The sequence below is a fragment of the Microbulbifer mixtoriginis (SeqCode) genome (genome assembly GCF_052468275.1).
In genome coordinates this window covers 992067-1010593 of record NZ_CP174341.1, presented here as the reverse complement: position 1 = coordinate 1010593, position 18527 = coordinate 992067, and the positions used below count along the sequence as shown (strand labels likewise).

The following is an 18527-nucleotide window of genomic DNA, read 5'->3' as shown; positions in this document are numbered from 1 at the left end:
GGTGATCCCAGGCTTAATCTCAAACGCAACAAGACTCAGATTGGTGAGCCCGGTGGCATCGCTTTAATATCCCCGGCTTTTACTTCAAGTTCACCGCGCATAAAAGATTCAATGCGTTTGGCTTGGAAATAATAATGGGCATTGTATCCCTGCGAATCATCACCAAATAATTTTTTCTGTCCAAGCGCCAGTTGGAATTTTGCCAGCTGCAGTTGTGCTTTGGCTCGTACCGATTCGGCAGCTGCACGATCACCAGCAAGCAGCATCAGCTTCTGGATGTATACATGGTTGATACGCTGGTGAATTGTCGCGTGTAAACCGGAATACTGTTCATTATCCAGAGCTCCCGTGGTAAGCCGCTCTAATAAACTATCGAATGCGGGAATTTCACTACTACGTGCATTCTGCTGATCCATACGTGCCGCCCGCTGTGGGTCCATCAGGATCGACAGGGTGTGACCCGCTGCTGCTTCGGCCAAAGCCACTGCGTCGAAGGCGACTCCGGTGTGAGAGGGGAAACTCTCCCTGGTGCGTTCATAACCATAGGATTTGGGGGGAATTAGCTGAAGAACCTGTTCTGACAATGCCAGAAATTCTGGCGACAGAGTTTCAACTAGCGCATCCATGGCTTGCTGTTGGCGCTCAGCCGGTACTAGCGTGTAGCTATTCTGCTCAGCGCCGTTATATAAGTAATCGTAATCCAGCCCACCAATCAACTTGCCCACAGCTTCGGCCTGATAGCGATGCCCGTAGTAAACTGGCACCAGGGTCTCCTCCAGGTCAGAGCGAGGCGCGGATTTGGGATTTGCCGCGCGAGAGAAATTATCCAGAGCATGGCGGCGCAGCTCGGTTAAACGGCTGAACTCTTCCAGGGGATCCCTGCCGTTATCCCATAAATGGGAGGCTGCATGAGCATTGTTTATCGTGCGGGAATCGGGGTCAGAAATAAAGCGCAGCTTTTGCTTCTCCGCTTCTTCGATGATGCTATCCAGATAGGACTGTTCCTCCCCGCTGTTTCCGTATCCATAGCGAATTGCTAACTTATCCCAATCGCCAATACCAGTGGCATATGCCTCGGAGAAATCCAGCTCGGTGCCCAACAGAGCAATCAGCGGCGCCGGATAATCCATCACGGAAGCGCGCTCTACGGCACTCGCGGCAAAATTATGCGCAAGACCCAGGGTATGCCCCACTTCGTGAGCAGACAGCTGACGAATTCGAGCTAACGCCATCGCCTGCAAGGCCTGAGTATTAGCAGATATATCGGAATAGGGCTGCAAAAGCCCCTGGGCGATTAGAAAGTCCTGGCGTACACGCAGGGAGCCCAGAGTTACATTACCCTTGAGAATCTCGCCGGTACGGGGGTCAAAAACAGAATACCCATAGGACCAACCACGGGTGGAGCGGTGTACCCAATTGATTACGTTGTAACGCACATCCAGCGGATCTACACCTTCCGGCAAGATTTCCACGCGGAAGGCGTCCTTATAACCGGCTGCAGTAAAAGCCTGGTTCCACCAACTGGCTCCCTCTACCAACGCGCTGCGTACAGGCTCCGGCACACCGGAGTCCACGTAATAAACAATAGGCTCAACCACTTCATCACTACCCGGTTTTTTCTCCAGGCGGTGCCGGTAGATAAGGCGCTGATCCAGAGGCTGGTCAATTGCCGTAGCGTAATCACGGAAAGTGAAGGGGAAATAACCGCTGCGGCTGTGAAATACCCGCGGCTGGTACTGTTTATCAGGAAGCTCTATTAGGGAGATATGCTGACGCAGCGAAACCAGGGTGGGAGTTGGCACCACTTCACGCAAATACTTACCTGGCTTGCTACCAGAAAAAGTCAGTTGAGCCTCAAACTCACTGTTCTTGGGGAAATTTTTGGTGCGGGGCAAGTAGATTGCGGACTTGGACTTATCCACAGAGTAATTGCCTTGCTCCGCCTGTTTCAAGCGAGCACTAATACCGTGCTGATCGCTGAGCAGGAAAGGCGTAAAGTCCACCAGGGCAACGCCACCCTCCTGTGCCAAGGTTTCAAAACCCCAGAGCACAGAAGAGGCAAAAGCCTCCTCCACCGCGCGGCGTTCTGCCAGGTTTTCTGATTCAGCGCGATAGTTGGCGTTCACTTGGTGCATTAGCACCCTGTTACCCACACGTTGGAACTTAACCAAACGGCTCTCGCCTATCTGATTGCGGTCCAGACCCACAGGGTTGGATCCAAGCCCCTGGGCCAGACCGGTGAGAAGCAGCAGTTCACGCTCAAACTCATTAATCTGCAACAGCACCCGACCGCTGTTTTCATCCCAATAGAAATCGTGATAACCACTGTACTTGCGCATATCCGCCGTGTACTCGGCGATATCTCCAGACCGAGCCACTGTGCTTAACAACACTAAGCACAGAGCCATCAACTGCCTGCTGAATGACATTTGCCATCCCCCAATTCTTAATTATTTAGAGCCAATACCCTGCAGCACCATCACCGCATTGAACCGCGGCCTAGGGTAGCACTTAGAGAAGTCCCGATCTGTATAAAAAATAACCTGCAATTTTTTCCTATTCTCTGCATCTATTCACAGCCCCTACCTCGTCTCAATGGGAAAGGTACAATACAGAGATATAAATATGTGGAAGCCACTTGCGATATCAGCCCTAATCAGCCTGGGTGGAGCCAGCCAAGTTATGGCACTTGAGTCCATTCATATCGATACTGACAACTGTGAGTCCACCCTGGATTACACCGTAAAAGTGGGGTCCGATTTTTTCGAAATACACGAGGATAGCGATAAGCAGCAATTGGTGTCTTTTCACTCACCTGCACAGCTAATAGTAAATGGAGACATGATCACCCTGGATGATCAACAACAAGAGCTGTTACAGGAATATCGCCAAAAACTGCATGCAGCCGGCCGTGATACCTTGCTAGTCACTTTAGAGGCCGTAGATATCGCTATGGATGGCTTATCTATTGCTATTAGCGCCCTGGCCGGGCCAGATCATCCAGAAAATCAAGAGCTTAAGCAGTTCTCTGCAGATTTAATCCAGCGCACCGAAGATCGTCTCAATCGCGAGGGAGAAATCTACTATCTCGGCGATACTGAGATTGGTAACTTTATCGACGAGACGATTTCCAAAGAATTTGAGCCCCGCATCGAACGCTTGGCCAAGGATGCCGCAGGAACTATTGCCTGGCACGCACTCAAGGCAGCCTTCACTGGCGGTCAGAGTATTGAGGAGCGTGTTACCGAGGAAGCGGAAGAACTACTGGAACAACGCGCTGAGCAAATTGAACACACTGCGGAGCAGCTATGTGCTTCCCTGCAATCCATCGACCGACTGGAATCAAAAATTCACCTGACAGTGCCCGCATTGGGTGATTACGACTTGGTTAAAATAAAATAATTCTACCTCTTTTATCCCCCCAAACCTGGCCGCTATGCGGCCTTTTTTTATCTAAGGAAAACTCCCTCGATTTGCTTTAGGAGGTAAAGCTGGCCATCATCTAATGATAAAGCACTTGAAAATATTCTGTAGGTAAATCCAACTTGAATATCCCATTAAAATTATTTTTTATGCAATAACCAGTCAACACTCAACAGTAAAAATATAAAAGTAATATTCGGCCAGTAAAATTTTTAAGCAATTATGAATTGAGAGCTTGAACTCCACCATATATTGGCTTCCCCCGCCCTCAAATCATATTAACTTTTACTCTTCACTAATTTGAATTAGTACTTACATCCAAATAAGTAGGCAAGCCTTCCTGACCAGCATGGTCTACCGCAATGATTTTATATCGATAAGTAGCATCCTGCTCCACATCAGAATCCCTATAGGATAATTGACGTGTTTTATCTATAAGTTCCTCTCCACGAAAGATCTTATAATGATGCACACCACCATTCCTGATGGTTTCATTCCAGGACAAATTTACCTGCCAATCAGAGACCGTATATTTGAACCCCGTAACTTGAGCGGGCGGAGGATGGTTACCATAAGTACAGGGTACTATATCCCTACCTAAGCCATCGGTACATTGATCAATATTCTTATTTTTCTTCTCAGAAGCATTCCAGTTTTTGGCTATTCCTCCGGTACACATATTGTCTACACAGAAAGGAAGGTCATAATTAAGACACGTCCTGCAAGTTTTAAATCCATATCCATCAGTGAAGGGAATGTCACCTTTATTCAACGAAGGAAAGTAATTACAGACCAGTACATGTGCGCCATCGTTGTAGGCAGGATTATTAGAACCAACAATACTATCGCATTCCGCTACAGCACAGCCTACATAGCGGGTTTCTCCATGGCATACCTGGGCCCAATGTCCGCATGTTTCATCATGACAAAATTTCATATCCCAATCATAAGAATTACTTTCAGCGTACCAGGATTCAACTGAACCAGCCCATGTTTCAGCGCTATATTGCGATGCCGGCGGATTGAAAATATTGATTGAAACATTCTCTCCAATTTCAATATTACCTGCTGGCAACACAAAAGAGACTTCATCTTTAACTTTATCGAAAGATTGCCTAATTCCCTCCGCTTCATTAAAGTGTCCAAAATAACACGCAGAAGCTCTCTCCTTCGCCATCTTGGCCAAAGCCTCATCCCAGAAAAGTGTCTGCATATTACCGGAACTCTCTGGGCCGTTACCCTCTCCAGCTTCTCCCATAGCACACCTTTGGCGATACTCATTGTGGGTATCCAGCATTACGCGCTTTTGCTCCAATGAGAGCTCAAAGGATCCATTGCCATTAGGGTCAACAGTAACAACAGAAAAATTAACAGATTTTTCAGCACCATCAGTTAATGTGAAAGTGACGGTATCTGTGACCGCACCCCCTGAACTGAGACTCTGCGCTGTGTCATTCAAGGTATATTCCCAGTCACCGACGTCGGTAATACTAAAATCACCATAATTCCCAGCAATGCTACTCTCAACAAATCCTGGGGTATTGCTGTCGACATCTATGATTCTCAGAGTACCCTTGGCTTCTTCACTGCTCCCCACGAGTAAAGTAGCAAGAGGGGATTCGGGGCTAAAAGTGTAAGCATCATCCGCACCTGTCACCTGAATAGTAATTAATGTGATGTCATCACCTATTCCAACACCAACCATAAATTCATCAATTGCCAATTCATCAGCGCTTAAGGGGTCAGCCAGGCCCGCATCCAGGGTATAGCTCCAGGTACCATCAAGAGAAACATCAAGCAGACCGTATTTTCCCCATTCATTAAGCTTTCCAAAAGTTTGCTCGGCATCAACGCTATCAATCAACTTGCCAGAGGTAGAAGTCTCATTATCCTCGCTAACGCTACCTTCACCGCCACTAATAGTATCGGGACTAGGGTCGGGATCGGGATCGGGATCGGGATCGGGATCAGGATCAGGATCAGGATCAGAGGTCCCACCGCCATTATTATCAATAACCCCAGGATTATTAACTTTCTCACTATTAGAGCTGCCTCCGCCCCCTCCACAGGCAACCAGAAATGCGGATAAAGAAATAGCTGTGATCAGCTTAAATAGCTCACTCATATCAGTCTCGGTGAATATAGTTGTGCTTGGTATAAATCCCGGCGGATTATATTAATGATGGCCCTCTATTCTGTGAAATCTATTAGATATTATTGTTTCAATATTGGCTTAACTTTGTTTCCAATTAACGAACAATAGAAAAAGATAAATCACATGAACGAGAAAAAAGAACGCTACTTAATAGAGATCCCACCCACACATCTTACTCATCAAATGCACACTTTTAAAACAACCAAATATAAATAGATAGAAAACTTTTAGCTTTTAATTAAACCCTTCAATTTATAAACTCATTTGGCAAACAGATATCATATAAGTTTCAAAGAGCTTTCACTTTCAAAAAGAAAACAAAAATGATACATACTCACATTATAAAGAAAGCTTAGACCTCATAAAAAATTGGCACTTATTTACCTTTAACTTACTTAACCTAAGGCAAGTACTTTCTCAATTTATTCAGGGAGCATATCCAGACAACCAGAAGGCCTCTCTTATCCAGCATGGTCTACAGCAATTATTCTATAGCGACAGTTTATATTATTTCGCTTCTAAATCACTGTAACTTAGATGGCGAGTTCTGCCAGGAAATCCTCATCACGAAATATCTTATAGTGATGCACACCACCATTCTTGATATATTAAATCCAGGGTAAATTACCTTGTTGTCAGCTAAACTATATTTAAATTCAGTCACTTGTAGTGATGATCGCCAAGGGTTATAAACAATCCAAGGTACAACACCTCCATCCAAACCATCGCCATAATGATCTACAAAATTATTTTTTCTGAAACATTCCAATCTTTGGCTTTCCCCCTGTACACATATTGTCAACGCAAGAGCAAACAGCATAATTCTGGCAGATTCTAAAATCTTCACAGCTTAAACCATTAACTAATGGGATACGGTGTCTTTTATCTACCAAGGAAAAATAATTACACACCACAACATGTGCGCCATTGTTATAGGTAGGATTACTAGAAACAACAATATTATCGCCTTCCGCCACAGTACGGCCCGCATAGCGGATTCCCCCATGACAAAGCGGTGCCTAATAACCACGTGTCTCCGCATGACAAAATTCACTATCCTAAACATATCCATAGCTTTCATAGCACCAATACTTTACTGAGCCAATCCAAGTCTTGGGCCATATTGCGATGGGGGAAAATTAATAGGATTAACTGAAGAACTTTCGCCAATTCCAACATTGCCAGCAGCTAGCACAAATATATTTCACCTTTAACTTTTTATTTATTCTTATCAAAAACTGAACTTCAGCAGGTAAACAATCCATATGAATATTTAATCTACCATTAAAATAAACATAAATTCCAGGTAGGCACCCACTAAACTTTTAGTTGTTTTTCACTTTAGCAAAAATCACTACAATCCTTTGATAAATTTAATTGCATCATCGGCACTGGTTTTTGCATTTTCAACATGAACCATATGCCCAATATTTTCATAAGCTATCAATTGACTGCCAGATATTTTACCTAAAAAATAGCGACCCACCTCCAAGGGAATAATGTGGTCATCCGCACCCCAAATAAACAGAGTGGGAGTCTTGATATTTTCAAGACCGTTAAGTGGTTGAAAATTTACAGTGGCATTAGCCACCAAATTAAGAACTGTTCCCCGGTTTTTTTTATAACGGGAGAGGAGGTAGATACGTTCCACCATTTTTTCAGGCAGCGCCGCTGGGTTGTAGAAAAACCGTGCTTTTAACATTCTTCTAAGCAACCCACGGCTACCCAGATGAGAGACAAAGCGTCGCCCCCAGTGACTAAGTACAAATCGTGCCATAGCCGGAGGCATTTCCAACCCCTTGCCACATTGGTAACCACCCGGTGCAATCAAGATGGCAGCCTCTGCAGCATCGGGATGTTCAATCAGGTACCGCAATACTGCGTTGCCTCCAAAGGAATGGCCAACCAACACAAACTTTTCTAAGCCCATTGCCTCAATGAAGCGCCCAATAAAATCCGCCAGGTGTTTGGGGGTATAGGTGCCCCCCGGCAAGGGATCTGTGAGCCCATGGCCAGGGAGATCCACCAATATCAGGTGGTAATCCCTAGCCAAAACTTTTGCCCACTCCCCCCAACCCCCTAAGGAATCACCACCACCGTGAAAGCACAACAGCAACGGACGCCCCTCCCTGCCAACTTCCCGATAATTCACCGAGAAACCATCGGCAAAAGCCAACTGGTTGTAGGAAAAATTGGACAATTCATTACGGTTCAGATTTGGGCTAAAAAAAGCGATCCCCAGTAACCAGACAAAAATCAGTAAAAGTATTAAAACAATCCAGAATGTCATACTCACGACAGGGTCTCCCTGGCCCGTGCTGCTTGTCTATAAAAACGGTGTGATCTGATAAAGCATCAATTCATCGAAGTGAAAGTCAGTCCTTTAAGACTGGTCGAAGCAACAACCACATAAAGGTGCATCAATAAAATCATAAATAGGCCACCGGCCAGGGTAAGCCAAAACCGGTTATAGCCCAGGCGACGCATAGACAGAAACCAGGCGCCAAGATTTACTAACTGCAATACTGCAGATAAGCCAGCCAGCAGTGCCGCTTCGGTATAGGCCAACCAATTGAGATTAAATGCAAGAGAGGGAGCCTGAATAATCACCGCTGCGGCCCCCAGCAAGGCTGCAGCCAAGCCAACATTGCGCACCGAATCGAAGGTGATTTCCAGTGCTCTTGGGTAATCGCTCATCTGCTCCATGCGCCAATGTTCTCAGTTCAGCCCACTTTAAAATTCATGGGCCAACCAGAAGGATAGACTGCATTCAGCAGTGGAGTTCTGAATCCTCTAGGGAAAACGAGCACAACGCTTAGTCAGTATTGCCACCGCACAGAGTGGCAACGCCCAAAAGTTGATCTCTCCAAGCGGGAATTAGAATCACTTGGCCTCAAGCACCTGTTCCATTGCTCGACGAATAGAATCCAGTGACAAAGCAATATCCTCTGCCGAAGTTGCCCAGGACGAGACACTGAGACGTAACGCCACTCTACCCTGCCACACAGTAGTACCAAACCAACACACACCCTCCTCCTGCACTATACGCACAATCTGTTGCAAAGCGGATTCATCATTGATACTGGCCACTACCTGATTCAGCACTACCTCATTGAGAATTTCAAAGCCTAATTTGGCCAGTCCATCAGCAAACTGACGGGCAAATCCACAGCACCGCTCCACCAGAGCGGCCACCCCCTCGCTGCCCATCTCCTGAATTGCCGCCCAGACCTCAACACCTCGGGCACGGCGGGAAAATTCGGGAACCATATCCTTCGGTGGCACCTGAACCCCAGCCTGTAAATATGGCGCCTGAGTAGTCATAACACGATGTACCATCTGGGCTTCACTACAGATAGCAACACCACAGTCGTAGGGTGTATTTAGCCATTTGTGCCCATCCACCGCCCAGGAGTCCGCTAACGCCACTCCCGCAGTCAGGTGCCGCTGTTTGGGTGATGCCGCCGCCCACAAGCCAAAGGCGCCATCTACATGTACCCAGGCCCCGGCCGCCCTGGCCATCGGGATAATTTCTTTAAAGGGGTCGAAATGACCAGAGTTCACGTTACCTGCCTGCAAGCACACGATGGTGGTTTCATCCAGCTCGGGAAAAGTGTCCACTCGCACACGGCCCTGATTGTCACAAGGAGCCTCCACCAATTGATTCTTGCCAATACCGAGAATCGAAAGGGCTTTATGCACTGTGACATGTGATTCTGCAGAGACGACAATCCTCAGTGGTGGGGCTCCGGCGAGCCCCGTTCTCGCCAAATCAATATCCATTCTCTCATATTGACGGTTGCGCGCTGCAGCCAAACACACCATGTTTGCCATAGAGGAACCAGTGGTAAATCCAACACTACTTTCTTCTGGTAACTCTAATAATTGCAGCAGCCACTGGGCGGCTATTCGCTCCAAGTAAATGGCCGATGGTGCCGATGATTCGAGTACCGCTACCTGGTCCCAGGCCGCATTCAAAATAGAGGCCCCCATTGCCGCAGGTGTGGAACCTCCAACCACCAAACCAAAAAAGCGACCACCGGTACTCGCCACAGTGGCGGGGGAGGCGTAATGATGGAGATCTGCAATCACTTGCTGAGCATCCTGTCCCTTGTTAGGCAGGGAGGAGTTTAATCTTTCCAACTCAGCCAACTCCAAAGATGATGGGCTGACTCTTTGTCCTCGAATACCAGAAATATACTCCTCAGCACACCGCGCTGCCTCAGATAGAGCTTTCAACGATTCTAAATTACTGGTGACTTTATTGTTTCCCATCTATCCACCTCATACTTCCTTTTATCAAATTTCTTCAACATTCTTAGGCGACAATGGAAATTTCGCAACAAAAATTAAAAATATCGATCAGATATAAACCGTTGAAAGAACTTCAACGCATATCTAATCAAAGTAGGCATTCTATAAATAATTTCTCGAAATAAAATCCCAGGTTTGCTCACAAAGTAACTGATGCCCAGCCGGGTTAGCATGGAGACCATCCTCAGAAAGCAGTGGAATAATCTCAAGTGCGCACCATAAACTTTCAAAATCCAGCACAGGGACTCCCTCATTAAAGGCAACTTCTCTAACCACCTGACTATAAAGCTGTGCATCTTTACGAAAGAAATAACTATCACTGTTACGGTAAGGCGTTGTTCTCTGCTCATCGAAAGGAATACCTGTCATTACAAAGCTGGGGGCAATCGAATTAGATGCTTGCAGTAGCTCTAACATCGCTTGACGAAAAAAATCTAGAGTTACCGTATTCTGTGCTTCTGCTCCACCAATGCGACAAATATCATTAAAACCGGGGTAAAGCCCTATTAAATGTGGCCTTCTCACAGAAAGTTCCAATGATACCCGCTGAGTAAGCGATACAACATTTTCACCAAATATTCCCAGGGCGTAGACTAGGTTTTTGGGATTCAAAGGTTCGAAGCGGAAACGAATCCTTTGCACAAAACCGCCCAACTCGGTATCACCTCGACCATAGATAGAACTGGAACCAATAAAAGCGATTTTTTGGGGTACTCTTCTATTCACAAGAATAACCTATAAGGTAAATTAACTTATATATATTCGCTAGAGGTCATCACCAATAAAAAATAGAGCTCCAACAATATATGAAACAAGGTCTTAAAGAGCCGCCATTCAAAATAGCATTAAATTTATCATTTAACAGGCGGTTAATATACCCACTTACCGCCTGCACCAAGATTCAACAATCAAATGATATTCGATAGTTATGCAGGAATTTCTTAAGCCCAAGGCTCGAGAAATCAATCACACGAGAATCCACCCTCCTTCGTGCCCATTTTTTTCGAAATGCATCCTCTAATATCCATTGACCCAGGGTGCCAGCCAGATGATTGCGTCTCTCACTCCAGTCTAGACAAGACTTGCATAATGGACGCCGAGTATTTTTCAATCCACCAATATCAACACCTAGATTACGGAAAAATTTCTTGCCGCTTTCAGTCAATTTCGTACTCTGAAACTCTTCGATGATGACACTTTCTGCCATTAGAGAGTCGTATAGGGCTACGCCGAGACTTCCTGCCAGGTGATCGTAACAAATTCGAGCTTTCCTAACATCGGGGTCTTTAGGACCAGTATCAATACTTCCTTGCACCGGAGCACTACTGATATTGAGTAGTTTCTCTAGTAACTCTGCTACCTCATAATCGCGCAATTGAAAATACTTATGACGCCCTTGTTTACGCACCACCAGTAAACCCCCTTCGGTGAGTTTGGATAAATGCGTACTCGCTGTCTGAGCACTGATATCAGCTTCACAGGCCAACTCAGTTGCCGTCAGGGCTTTGCCACCCATCAGTGCCATTAGCATTTTCGAGCGAGTCTTATCACCAATCAAACCCGCCACCAGAGATATATCAGGCTCCATAGACACACCAGATAGTTCGTTGTAGATCGAAGCATAAAAAAATTAGTGTCATAGAATGCAATGAATTCCAAACAGAGGCAAAACCTATGACGATCACCTGTTTTATCGAGTATCGTATTAATCCCTATCAGCTCGATGAATTTAGACAGTATGCGGAGAACTGGGGCAAAATTATCCCTGAATGTGGAGGAGAGCTAATAGGCTATTTTCTACCCTATGAAGGCACCAATAACCGTGCATTTGGCCTGATTAGTTTCGATAGTCTGGCGAGCTATGAGAAATATAGAATACGACTGAAATCATCGGAAGGTGGCCATGACAATTTTCTATTTGCTCAAAATCAACAATTTATCCTGGAGGAAAAGCGCTCATTCCTTACAGCAGTTCCATCTACTTATATACGCTTGAGGGGAGGATAAACTGGTGATCGCGGTAATTTTTGAAGTTAAACCTAAAAATGACAGCAAAGAAGTCTACTTTTCCAAGGCCCGGGAACTGAGAAAGTATCTCAAAAATATAAATGGATTTATCTCGGTGGAGAGATTCCAGAGCCTCAACAACCCAGACAACTTTCTCTCACTTTCTTTTTGGCGGGACGAGCAAGCCGTACAATCCTGGAAGTGCCAGAACCAACATCGGGAAGCTCAGAAATTGGGTAGAGTCAGTTTCTTTGATCACTACCGGATACGGATTGCCACAGTAATAAAGGATTACGATATTCATCGAGCCGATGATCAGTAATTGGCTCTTTTCTTCCAAATTCAACCACTATCCTCAATGGGGGAGCATACTCTCCCATTGAGGGGGTTTTAAAATATCAAATGCGCACAGTCCAGAAGAGACGAATAACATTCGCAGAGAAACTATAGGCAGGTTCACTTCCCGGAGTAATAGCCGTACTATCACCATGCACCGTAACATCGAGGAAATCCTCGTAGTCAAACAGGATATGATCCCAATATAGGTTTATAGTATTCCTGCGATTAAGCAGGGACCAGCGTTGTGGCAATTCATAAGATACACCTATACCAAGTGCTAGCGTGGTATAGTTACTCAACTCTTTGTCACGTGCTCGAAAACTGGTAGCTTTCGAATAGGGAAACAAGTCGCTATAAAAATCGGCACTGGTTTGCTGGTAATAGCGTATCTTACCTTCAAGGATCCATTCATCCTGCTCTTCTAGCGGGTGAGTGTAACGAAACTCGATATTATCCGCCGTTATTCCCCAGCTATCCGCATAGCGGCGATACTCACCTTTTATTGATGCACGGTAAGGCAATCGATATTTTAATCTAATAGCTGCCGCATCACTATTTCTGGTCCTTGGATAGTCCTCAGGTTGATAACTAAATCCCTGCGGAACTGTTGGATCAAGAAAACGTACAGTCCTATAAGGATTATTCAGATAACCTTCATCGGTAACCGTCTCTATGCTTAATTCAGCAATTAATTTTTGTGTAAGAATCTGATTCCAGCTCACCCCATAGCGACGGTGTTGGGCTTCATCAGAAAAATACTCATCATCATTGCGAAAAACTTCATCACTACCATAGCTGACACGCAGATCAATAGTACTTAGGTCGCCAAAGAATCCTTGACTAATGCCAAAGCCAACTGTTTGGGCCTCATAATCACTCTCCGAGCTATTGGTATAGCCTAAATTGATGGTGGTTTTATCCACCAAATAATCCACCCCGAGAGAGTACTGATCGCGCCGTTCAGTATATTCACTTGCAGTTGCCTCAACATCAATAGAGGCCCCGGAAATCATATCTACATAGTAATTTGCGGAAAAGGAAACATTGTTGCCGATATTCTTACGAATTAACACTGAAGGGCCATCAATGGTCACCCCTCCACCACTATAGGCATGGTACAGATTATCAGCTCGCTCCTCAGGTAACACGGCAGCAAAAGCGTAAGTAGGCAAAAATAACCCTACTGTAAAGAAATAACGTAACAACTTAGTTACAACCACATCCGCCTCCACTACCACCTTCGGCTCCCCTGGCCGCTTCGCGGGCTTCATAAACATGGTTCATATAACTGGCGGCGACTGGATCTCTCTCAAAACCCATAATCGGGTCCGCCAGATATTGACGCTCATAAGGAGCCACCCAGGGCGTTACTGTGCAGCCACTGAATAGCGATACCGCCAACAGCGGCAACAAGTAGCGCAACATTCTATTACTCCCGGATTAATTCCTTAATGATTTTCTTATAAGCTGCCTCATCGCCATCTCGATAGCCTTTATGGATATGGCGAACATTGCCATCTCTGTCGATAAAAACAGTACTCGGCATAGCATCAATACCGTACATTTTGCTCACCTCACTGGTGCTATCGAATAAGATGGGGAAGTCCACGGGTATTTTTCCCAGTAATTTCTCTGCATCAGATCGATGTGCATCTACGTTTACGCCCCAAACCTGGAATCCAGCGGCGGAATAACGCTCATGCAATTGATCTAGTAAAGGCATTTCCTGACGGCATGGCCCACACCAAGATGCCCAGAAATTCAGCATAATTACTTCACCGCGCTGCTCCGCCAGGCGCAGGTTCGCGCCTTGGTTAGAAGCCAGCGTAAAATCTCGGGATGGTTCTGCGGCACTAATACCTATCGACGATATTAGTAATATAAAAGCAGCAACGAGTCGTAACATATTAAAAATCCTTATTAACTATTCTTTTAAAAAAACTAGAAAAACACAGTAAAACCTAATTGGGTAGACAAATTATGAGTGGATTGTGCCTCCCCAAATAATTCATGTTCAAATACGTGATCACGTACATCGAAGCGTAATGCCAACCAATCATTGGCCAACAAGCGCACTCCAGCACCGAAGTTGTAGGTAAAATGCTCTTCATCTGCAAAAGAGGTATTGCCGGCACCACTCACCAGATAAAAATCCGTATTGAATGCCCAATCATCTGAAATGAAGTACTCTCCTTGGAAAATATTCCAACCCAGAGAAAAATTGTAATAGCTGAGTTCCCGTTGCTCATCGGTCAACAGAGGAGCAGCACCACTTAAACGCTCAAAGCTGGACTCACCCAGCTCAGTTTGCGCATAGGTGCCTTCCATAAAAATATCTTCAGTAATATGGTAGGAAACAGAGGTGCCATAGAGGGCATTAGATCCAAAGTCTTCTACATTGATGACTCCGGCAAAGATGCCCAATTCAATATTTTCACTGTCGATCAGTGCATCACGTACCTCTCGACGCTCCAAGTCTGAAACGACAATATCTGCAATAACGTCTTCACCTTGCTGGGCGACACAGGCCTGAGCACTGAACAGCGCGGATAGGGTTGCAGTGCCTACAGATATACGTCGAAACCAAGTTTCCACTCGACTATCTCCTGATTATTTTCCCGCGAGGTGAGCAGGTAGTGGTTTGTGTATTCCGCTTTTATGGCAAAGCGGCGCGATAGATACGTTTTTATGCCTATGCCTGCCAGCATTACTGTGTCCTGACGATCTTCCGTAGCAATAATGGTTGCGTTAGGTGATGTGATATTTAGACCTGCACCAAGTAGAAAATAGGGGGATAATCGCCAACGCGGGAACGGCTGATGCAGTATTGCCATTTGATAAACCTGGCTATCCGAAAATTCACCAACTGCCTGAGTAGCACGCAATTCGGTAGCTAAATTAGCGGTAAATTGGTAACCGATTCTTGTCGCCAAGGAATTAGCTCCGGCAAAATCGCCATAGGATAAGCCCAGATAAAAGAAACCCGCTTGCACATTTCTAAAATCGGGAAGGGAAACCCGCACCAGCTCACCCTCCTCACCATAAATGTTTTGCAAATCCGCAACTCGTACCCAGCCAGTCTTATTGTGCGCAGTCAATACCTTTACCCAATCGGTGCGGCGTTTAAGCAGCCAAATTTTTTCACCATATTCAGCCACATGAAAAATCGGATAACCGCGGCCAGGGCCTCGATACATATTGATAAATGCATTACCAACGGTAACTTGCTCTGCGTCATCCGGTATCTTGCTGACCACATTAATCGCAGTTGGAATTACCGCTTCTGATTTTTCCTCTACCGTGAGAAATGCCTCTGAGATATCTCCCGAAGATTCACCGACTTTCAGACTCTCGATCGATTGTGTTTCGCCAACTTCCTCTGCAAATACAAAGGAAGAAAGGAAGTTGACTCCAAACAGCAGGAAAATAAAAAGATAATTCTTTAAAATAGACATGGATCAGTCAGCCGGTGCCGCAAAAGGATCGTTATAGTACTGAGCGCCGATATCCAGCCACTCTGCAATTAAACGTAGTTCAGCCGGATTTAAGAGTCCCGTATGCGCACCACCAGTCGAAAAGATAGGAAAAAAAGCACTTTCTGCCGCAGTTTCAGCCATGACAGAAGAAGTAGTTACAACGATCATCACCGGTATAGGATTTCCATTAGCATCGAGAATCAAGTTACCATCTTCATCGGTTTCAAATACCGGGTTGCCCTGATTATCCGTCTCCTGCCTCAGCCGTGGAGTTAAAATTCCACCGACAAGATCCAATATCGGGCTATCAACTAGTAGTTCAGCATAGGAGGTAAACCAAGCATCGTTCACAGAAGACGCGCTTGCGGTCAGATCCAGCTGCGCGGCGGGAACTCGTGTAGCACCAGCCGCATCTACTGGTGAATGGCAGGCAGTACAGGTATTATCACTAATTACCGTACCGGCATTATCCACAACTTGACGTGGCAGATCCCAGATTGGCTGAATGTGCTGCTCGTAATGAATAACACTGCGGCAACTGCTCCCCCAATTATCCAGGCAGGCTAATGGAGCGGGGATTTCAGTCAATAAATCAGCGTAAGCCAGAGAAATATCAGTGTCTTTAACGCGAACTGCTGGATCGGTCCAGACATCAGAAAAGTGTATATCCCCTTTTAATCCAGCTTCTCCAACAATCCGAGCCAATAACTGCGCCATGGTTTCACCCATTTCCGCCAGTAATGCAGGCTCGGTATTTATAAATGGCGCCGCTGAAGTAGGAGCCCCACTCCAGGCAGATTCCAGCTCCATATCAACGCGACCATGAGCAACTTCACTCTCACTGGTATGGCAGCCCACACAGCTGCGTACCTCACCGGGTCGTAACTGCAACCAGTTATTGTGTTGTTCAAAAATTCTCTTACCCTCGGCATCTATCACTGAAATTGCAAAGGGAGTATCGGCAGGTATTTTGACCCGTACCGAACCATCCGGTTGAATAGGCGTATAGCCCAGGATTTCACGCATACCCTGACTGCGATTGCGACCAAAAGCCGAACCGTCAAAGTCCAGGGTGTCGTCATCTGGGATCGCTACAGCTTTTACAATACGGAGAAAACGTGCGGGACGCTCATCGGCAGTAGTCATAGCAGGATCAGCGAGCGTTTCTATTCCAGCAATATCCTCACCATCAAAATCGTAGACGCTACGGATATCCAAAATACCCACAGATTCCTGCACTAGATCGCCATCTACGTCTATTCCAGGAATTGGGTCGGGAATATAAGCCGGCTCCGTGCGGGGCTCCAGTGTCACCCCCTCGGAAATCATTTCACCCTCTTCCGCGACGATAATAGGTAGTTGAGTACCTGCCACGTAGTCATAAATCCACAGGCCGTAAAGAGGATCAGCTAATACCGGTTCCTCTTCTTCCCCTAAATTTTCTGGGCAGGGACGTAGCAGTTCCGTCTCTTCCTCCACAATGCGGCATTCACTCCAAGATACCAACAACCTGCTGGTACCATCGTAGAAAGGCCAAGCTGTGGAGAATGTGCCATGGGGAGAGAGGGTTCCATCAGTTGTGACCTCAGCAAAGGCGATAGAGGCCTGACCAACCAGGTCTCCCTCTCCGCCGGCTTCACTGTAGGCTTCGCTGTAATTGATTCCATCAATAGCCACCAGATCGCCGCCATAACTTACTCCCGAAGGCGAACGTAGGTTGACCAGTAAACGGCCATCTGGCATTTCACGCGGCCTGGAGAAAGTAGCTAGTGAATTTTCAGTGCCGGTCTCTTGGCTGTGATAACCATAATGAAAAGATAAGTCACTACCATCTGGTTTAATGGTATATAGGCTTAAGCGGTCTACACCGGCGGCATTATCCCAACGATTAAACAGGATACGTCCATTATTCAGTACTGTGGGATTAAGATCGTGGCTCTGATTGAAAGAGATCTGACGAATGTCACTGCCATCCGCCTCCATCACATGTAAAACAAAAGCGGGCTCATCCTGATCATCTGTCAGGGCAGAAAATTGTGGCTTATTATCATCCAATAACAAAGCGCGAGCACGACGCTGGCGACTAGAGGAAAATACAATACGTCCATCTGGCAAAAATGCCGGGGCAACATCCTGCCCTTCCTCTGCAATTAGATCGGACTGTATGACTCTATTCAGCTCTTTGGTTTCAAGATCATATAACCAAATATTCCAGGTAGGCTGTTCATCGTCATCAACATTTTCTAATTCTGGTGCGCGCATCGCAAATACCAAACGCTGTCCATCTGCGGAGGTATTGAGATCTTTAACATCGTAATCACCGGTAAAAATTTCTGCGGTAATTACTGTCTCTGCAGCACTTGCTGTAGCACGATCTTTCAGAATCAGTTCAGCACCGGGGAAAAAATCCTGGGGCTGGTATTGGTTATCTTGCTCTAGGGCTCCTTCATCATCCTTATTAAGCTGGCGACGCACGAAGGCAATAGGGTAATCCACCACTACAGGATCTTCCGCCTGCTCCCCACTACTAGAGGAACCGCCACCACCACTACAAGCAGCCACCAACAGTAGTAGTGGCACTGCACGCAAAGATTTCATTATTTTTTTCTACCCAGCATAGGCACCAGCAACATGCCGGTAATATTTGCAGAAGGCCCTTCATTATTTCTGTGTGCGGTTTTTGCCGCCGAGGGTAATTCTCGCAAGTTGCGCACAAAAAGTTTGCCAACTGGGACGCAAATATTAAAAGTCATTCTGACAGTCCTGAAATTCGCTTTTAGTATGCCTTGACATACCCCACTGACCCCATCGAC

Annotated in this window: 17 protein-coding genes; 3 read left to right on the top strand and 14 right to left on the bottom strand. The window is 46.0% G+C overall.

Translation table 11 applies throughout. The features are described 5' to 3' along the window. Positions 1-35: 35 nt before the first annotated feature. Positions 36-2429 (bottom strand): zinc-dependent metalloprotease, encoded by a 2394-nt coding sequence (locus ACJJIC_RS04555; protein WP_445356525.1) that lies wholly within the window; start codon positions 2427-2429, stop codon positions 36-38. Between the two features lie 196 nt (positions 2430-2625). Here ACJJIC_RS04555 and ACJJIC_RS04550 point away from each other — a divergent pair, with 196 nt between their 5' ends. After that, complete coding sequence (locus ACJJIC_RS04550) at positions 2626-3402, top strand: DUF2884 family protein (protein WP_444887439.1); 777 nt, start codon at positions 2626-2628, stop codon at positions 3400-3402. Between the two features lie 316 nt (positions 3403-3718). Here the strand turns inward: ACJJIC_RS04550 and ACJJIC_RS04545 are convergent, their stop codons facing one another. The 6 genes from ACJJIC_RS04545 to ACJJIC_RS04520 form a co-directional block, all read right to left on the bottom strand. Next, a complete protein-coding gene (locus ACJJIC_RS04545; protein ID WP_445356524.1) occupies positions 3719-5548 on the bottom strand; it encodes a VCBS domain-containing protein in 1830 nt (609 codons plus the stop codon). A 1384-nt stretch (positions 5549-6932) separates the two neighbouring features. Further along, positions 6933-7868 (bottom strand): alpha/beta fold hydrolase, encoded by a 936-nt coding sequence (locus ACJJIC_RS04540; RefSeq protein WP_445357878.1) that lies wholly within the window; start codon positions 7866-7868, stop codon positions 6933-6935. Between the two features lie 65 nt (positions 7869-7933). Beyond that, entirely contained in the window at positions 7934-8284 is a 351-nt protein-coding gene (locus ACJJIC_RS04535) for a hypothetical protein (protein WP_445356523.1), read from the bottom strand. Positions 8285-8461: 177 nt separating this feature from the next. After that, entirely contained in the window at positions 8462-9853 is a 1392-nt protein-coding gene (locus tag ACJJIC_RS04530) for a pyridoxal phosphate-dependent decarboxylase family protein (RefSeq protein ID WP_444910716.1), read from the bottom strand. Positions 9854-9994: 141 nt separating this feature from the next. Continuing rightward, positions 9995-10618: a GDSL-type esterase/lipase family protein gene (locus tag ACJJIC_RS04525; protein WP_444910717.1), complete on the bottom strand. Its 624-nt coding sequence runs from the start codon at positions 10616-10618 to the stop codon at positions 9995-9997. 175 nt (positions 10619-10793) lie between these two features. Then, entirely contained in the window at positions 10794-11480 is a 687-nt protein-coding gene (locus ACJJIC_RS04520; protein WP_444910718.1) for an ArsR/SmtB family transcription factor, read from the bottom strand. An 86-nt stretch (positions 11481-11566) separates the two neighbouring features. On the opposite strand from ACJJIC_RS04520, the gene ACJJIC_RS04515 reads away from it, so the two are divergent. Both ACJJIC_RS04515 and ACJJIC_RS04510 read left to right on the top strand, forming a co-directional pair. Further along, complete coding sequence (locus ACJJIC_RS04515) at positions 11567-11899, top strand: NIPSNAP family protein (protein WP_444910719.1); 333 nt, start codon at positions 11567-11569, stop codon at positions 11897-11899. A gap of 4 nt (positions 11900-11903) precedes the next feature. Beyond that, positions 11904-12221 carry an antibiotic biosynthesis monooxygenase family protein gene (locus tag ACJJIC_RS04510; RefSeq protein ID WP_444910720.1) on the top strand — a complete coding sequence of 106 codons (318 nt, stop codon included), beginning with the start codon at positions 11904-11906 and terminating at the stop codon, positions 12219-12221. Between the two features lie 76 nt (positions 12222-12297). Here ACJJIC_RS04510 and ACJJIC_RS04505 read toward each other — a convergent pair whose 3' ends face one another. The 7 genes from ACJJIC_RS04505 to ACJJIC_RS04475 are packed head-to-tail and all read right to left on the bottom strand — an operon-like array spanning position 12298 to position 18467. After that, entirely contained in the window at positions 12298-13458 is a 1161-nt protein-coding gene (locus ACJJIC_RS04505; RefSeq protein WP_444910721.1) for a DUF3570 domain-containing protein, read from the bottom strand. Further along, positions 13445-13663 carry a DUF4266 domain-containing protein gene (locus tag ACJJIC_RS04500; RefSeq protein ID WP_020414172.1) on the bottom strand — a complete coding sequence of 73 codons (219 nt, stop codon included), beginning with the start codon at positions 13661-13663 and terminating at the stop codon, positions 13445-13447. The genes ACJJIC_RS04505 and ACJJIC_RS04500 overlap by 14 nt, the downstream gene beginning before the upstream one ends. Positions 13664-13667: 4 nt before the next feature. Next, on the bottom strand, positions 13668-14144 hold the full coding sequence (locus ACJJIC_RS04495; RefSeq protein WP_444883052.1) for a TlpA family protein disulfide reductase: 477 nt from the start codon (positions 14142-14144) through the stop codon (positions 13668-13670). 35 nt (positions 14145-14179) lie between these two features. Continuing rightward, positions 14180-14833: an outer membrane beta-barrel domain-containing protein gene (locus ACJJIC_RS04490; RefSeq protein WP_252083674.1), complete on the bottom strand. Its 654-nt coding sequence runs from the start codon at positions 14831-14833 to the stop codon at positions 14180-14182. Further along, entirely contained in the window at positions 14803-15693 is an 891-nt protein-coding gene (locus tag ACJJIC_RS04485) for an SH3 domain-containing protein (RefSeq protein WP_444910722.1), read from the bottom strand. The genes ACJJIC_RS04490 and ACJJIC_RS04485 overlap by 31 nt, the downstream gene beginning before the upstream one ends. A 3-nt stretch (positions 15694-15696) precedes the next feature. Next, positions 15697-18312: an HzsA-related protein gene (locus ACJJIC_RS04480; protein WP_444910723.1), complete on the bottom strand. Its 2616-nt coding sequence runs from the start codon at positions 18310-18312 to the stop codon at positions 15697-15699. Beyond that, positions 18312-18467, bottom strand: a complete 156-nt coding sequence (locus ACJJIC_RS04475) for a hypothetical protein (RefSeq protein WP_444910724.1) — start codon at positions 18465-18467, stop codon at positions 18312-18314. The genes ACJJIC_RS04480 and ACJJIC_RS04475 overlap by 1 nt, the downstream gene beginning before the upstream one ends. Positions 18468-18527 lie beyond the last annotated feature (60 nt).

Excerpts from the sequence above, each read along its gene's own strand:
- ACJJIC_RS04550 (WP_444887439.1), top strand. The coding sequence starts at position 2,626 with ATGTGGAAGCCACTTGCGATATCAGCCCTAATCAGCCTGGGTGGAGCC.
- ACJJIC_RS04475 (WP_444910724.1), bottom strand. The coding sequence starts at position 18,467 with ATGACTTTTAATATTTGCGTCCCAGTTGGCAAACTTTTTGTGCGCAAC.
- ACJJIC_RS04480 (WP_444910723.1), bottom strand. The coding sequence starts at position 18,312 with ATGAAATCTTTGCGTGCAGTGCCACTACTACTGTTGGTGGCTGCTTGT.
- ACJJIC_RS04540 (WP_445357878.1), bottom strand. The coding sequence starts at position 7,868 with ATGACATTCTGGATTGTTTTAATACTTTTACTGATTTTTGTCTGGTTA.
- ACJJIC_RS04520 (WP_444910718.1), bottom strand. The coding sequence starts at position 11,480 with ATGGAGCCTGATATATCTCTGGTGGCGGGTTTGATTGGTGATAAGACT.
- ACJJIC_RS04555 (WP_445356525.1), bottom strand. The coding sequence starts at position 2,429 with ATGTCATTCAGCAGGCAGTTGATGGCTCTGTGCTTAGTGTTGTTAAGC.
- ACJJIC_RS04500 (WP_020414172.1), bottom strand. The coding sequence starts at position 13,663 with ATGTTGCGCTACTTGTTGCCGCTGTTGGCGGTATCGCTATTCAGTGGC.
- ACJJIC_RS04535 (WP_445356523.1), bottom strand. The coding sequence starts at position 8,284 with ATGGAGCAGATGAGCGATTACCCAAGAGCACTGGAAATCACCTTCGAT.
- ACJJIC_RS04485 (WP_444910722.1), bottom strand. The coding sequence starts at position 15,693 with ATGTCTATTTTAAAGAATTATCTTTTTATTTTCCTGCTGTTTGGAGTC.
- ACJJIC_RS04530 (WP_444910716.1), bottom strand. The coding sequence starts at position 9,853 with ATGGGAAACAATAAAGTCACCAGTAATTTAGAATCGTTGAAAGCTCTA.
- ACJJIC_RS04515 (WP_444910719.1), top strand. The coding sequence starts at position 11,567 with ATGACGATCACCTGTTTTATCGAGTATCGTATTAATCCCTATCAGCTC.
- ACJJIC_RS04495 (WP_444883052.1), bottom strand. The coding sequence starts at position 14,144 with ATGTTACGACTCGTTGCTGCTTTTATATTACTAATATCGTCGATAGGT.
- ACJJIC_RS04545 (WP_445356524.1), bottom strand. The coding sequence starts at position 5,548 with ATGAGTGAGCTATTTAAGCTGATCACAGCTATTTCTTTATCCGCATTT.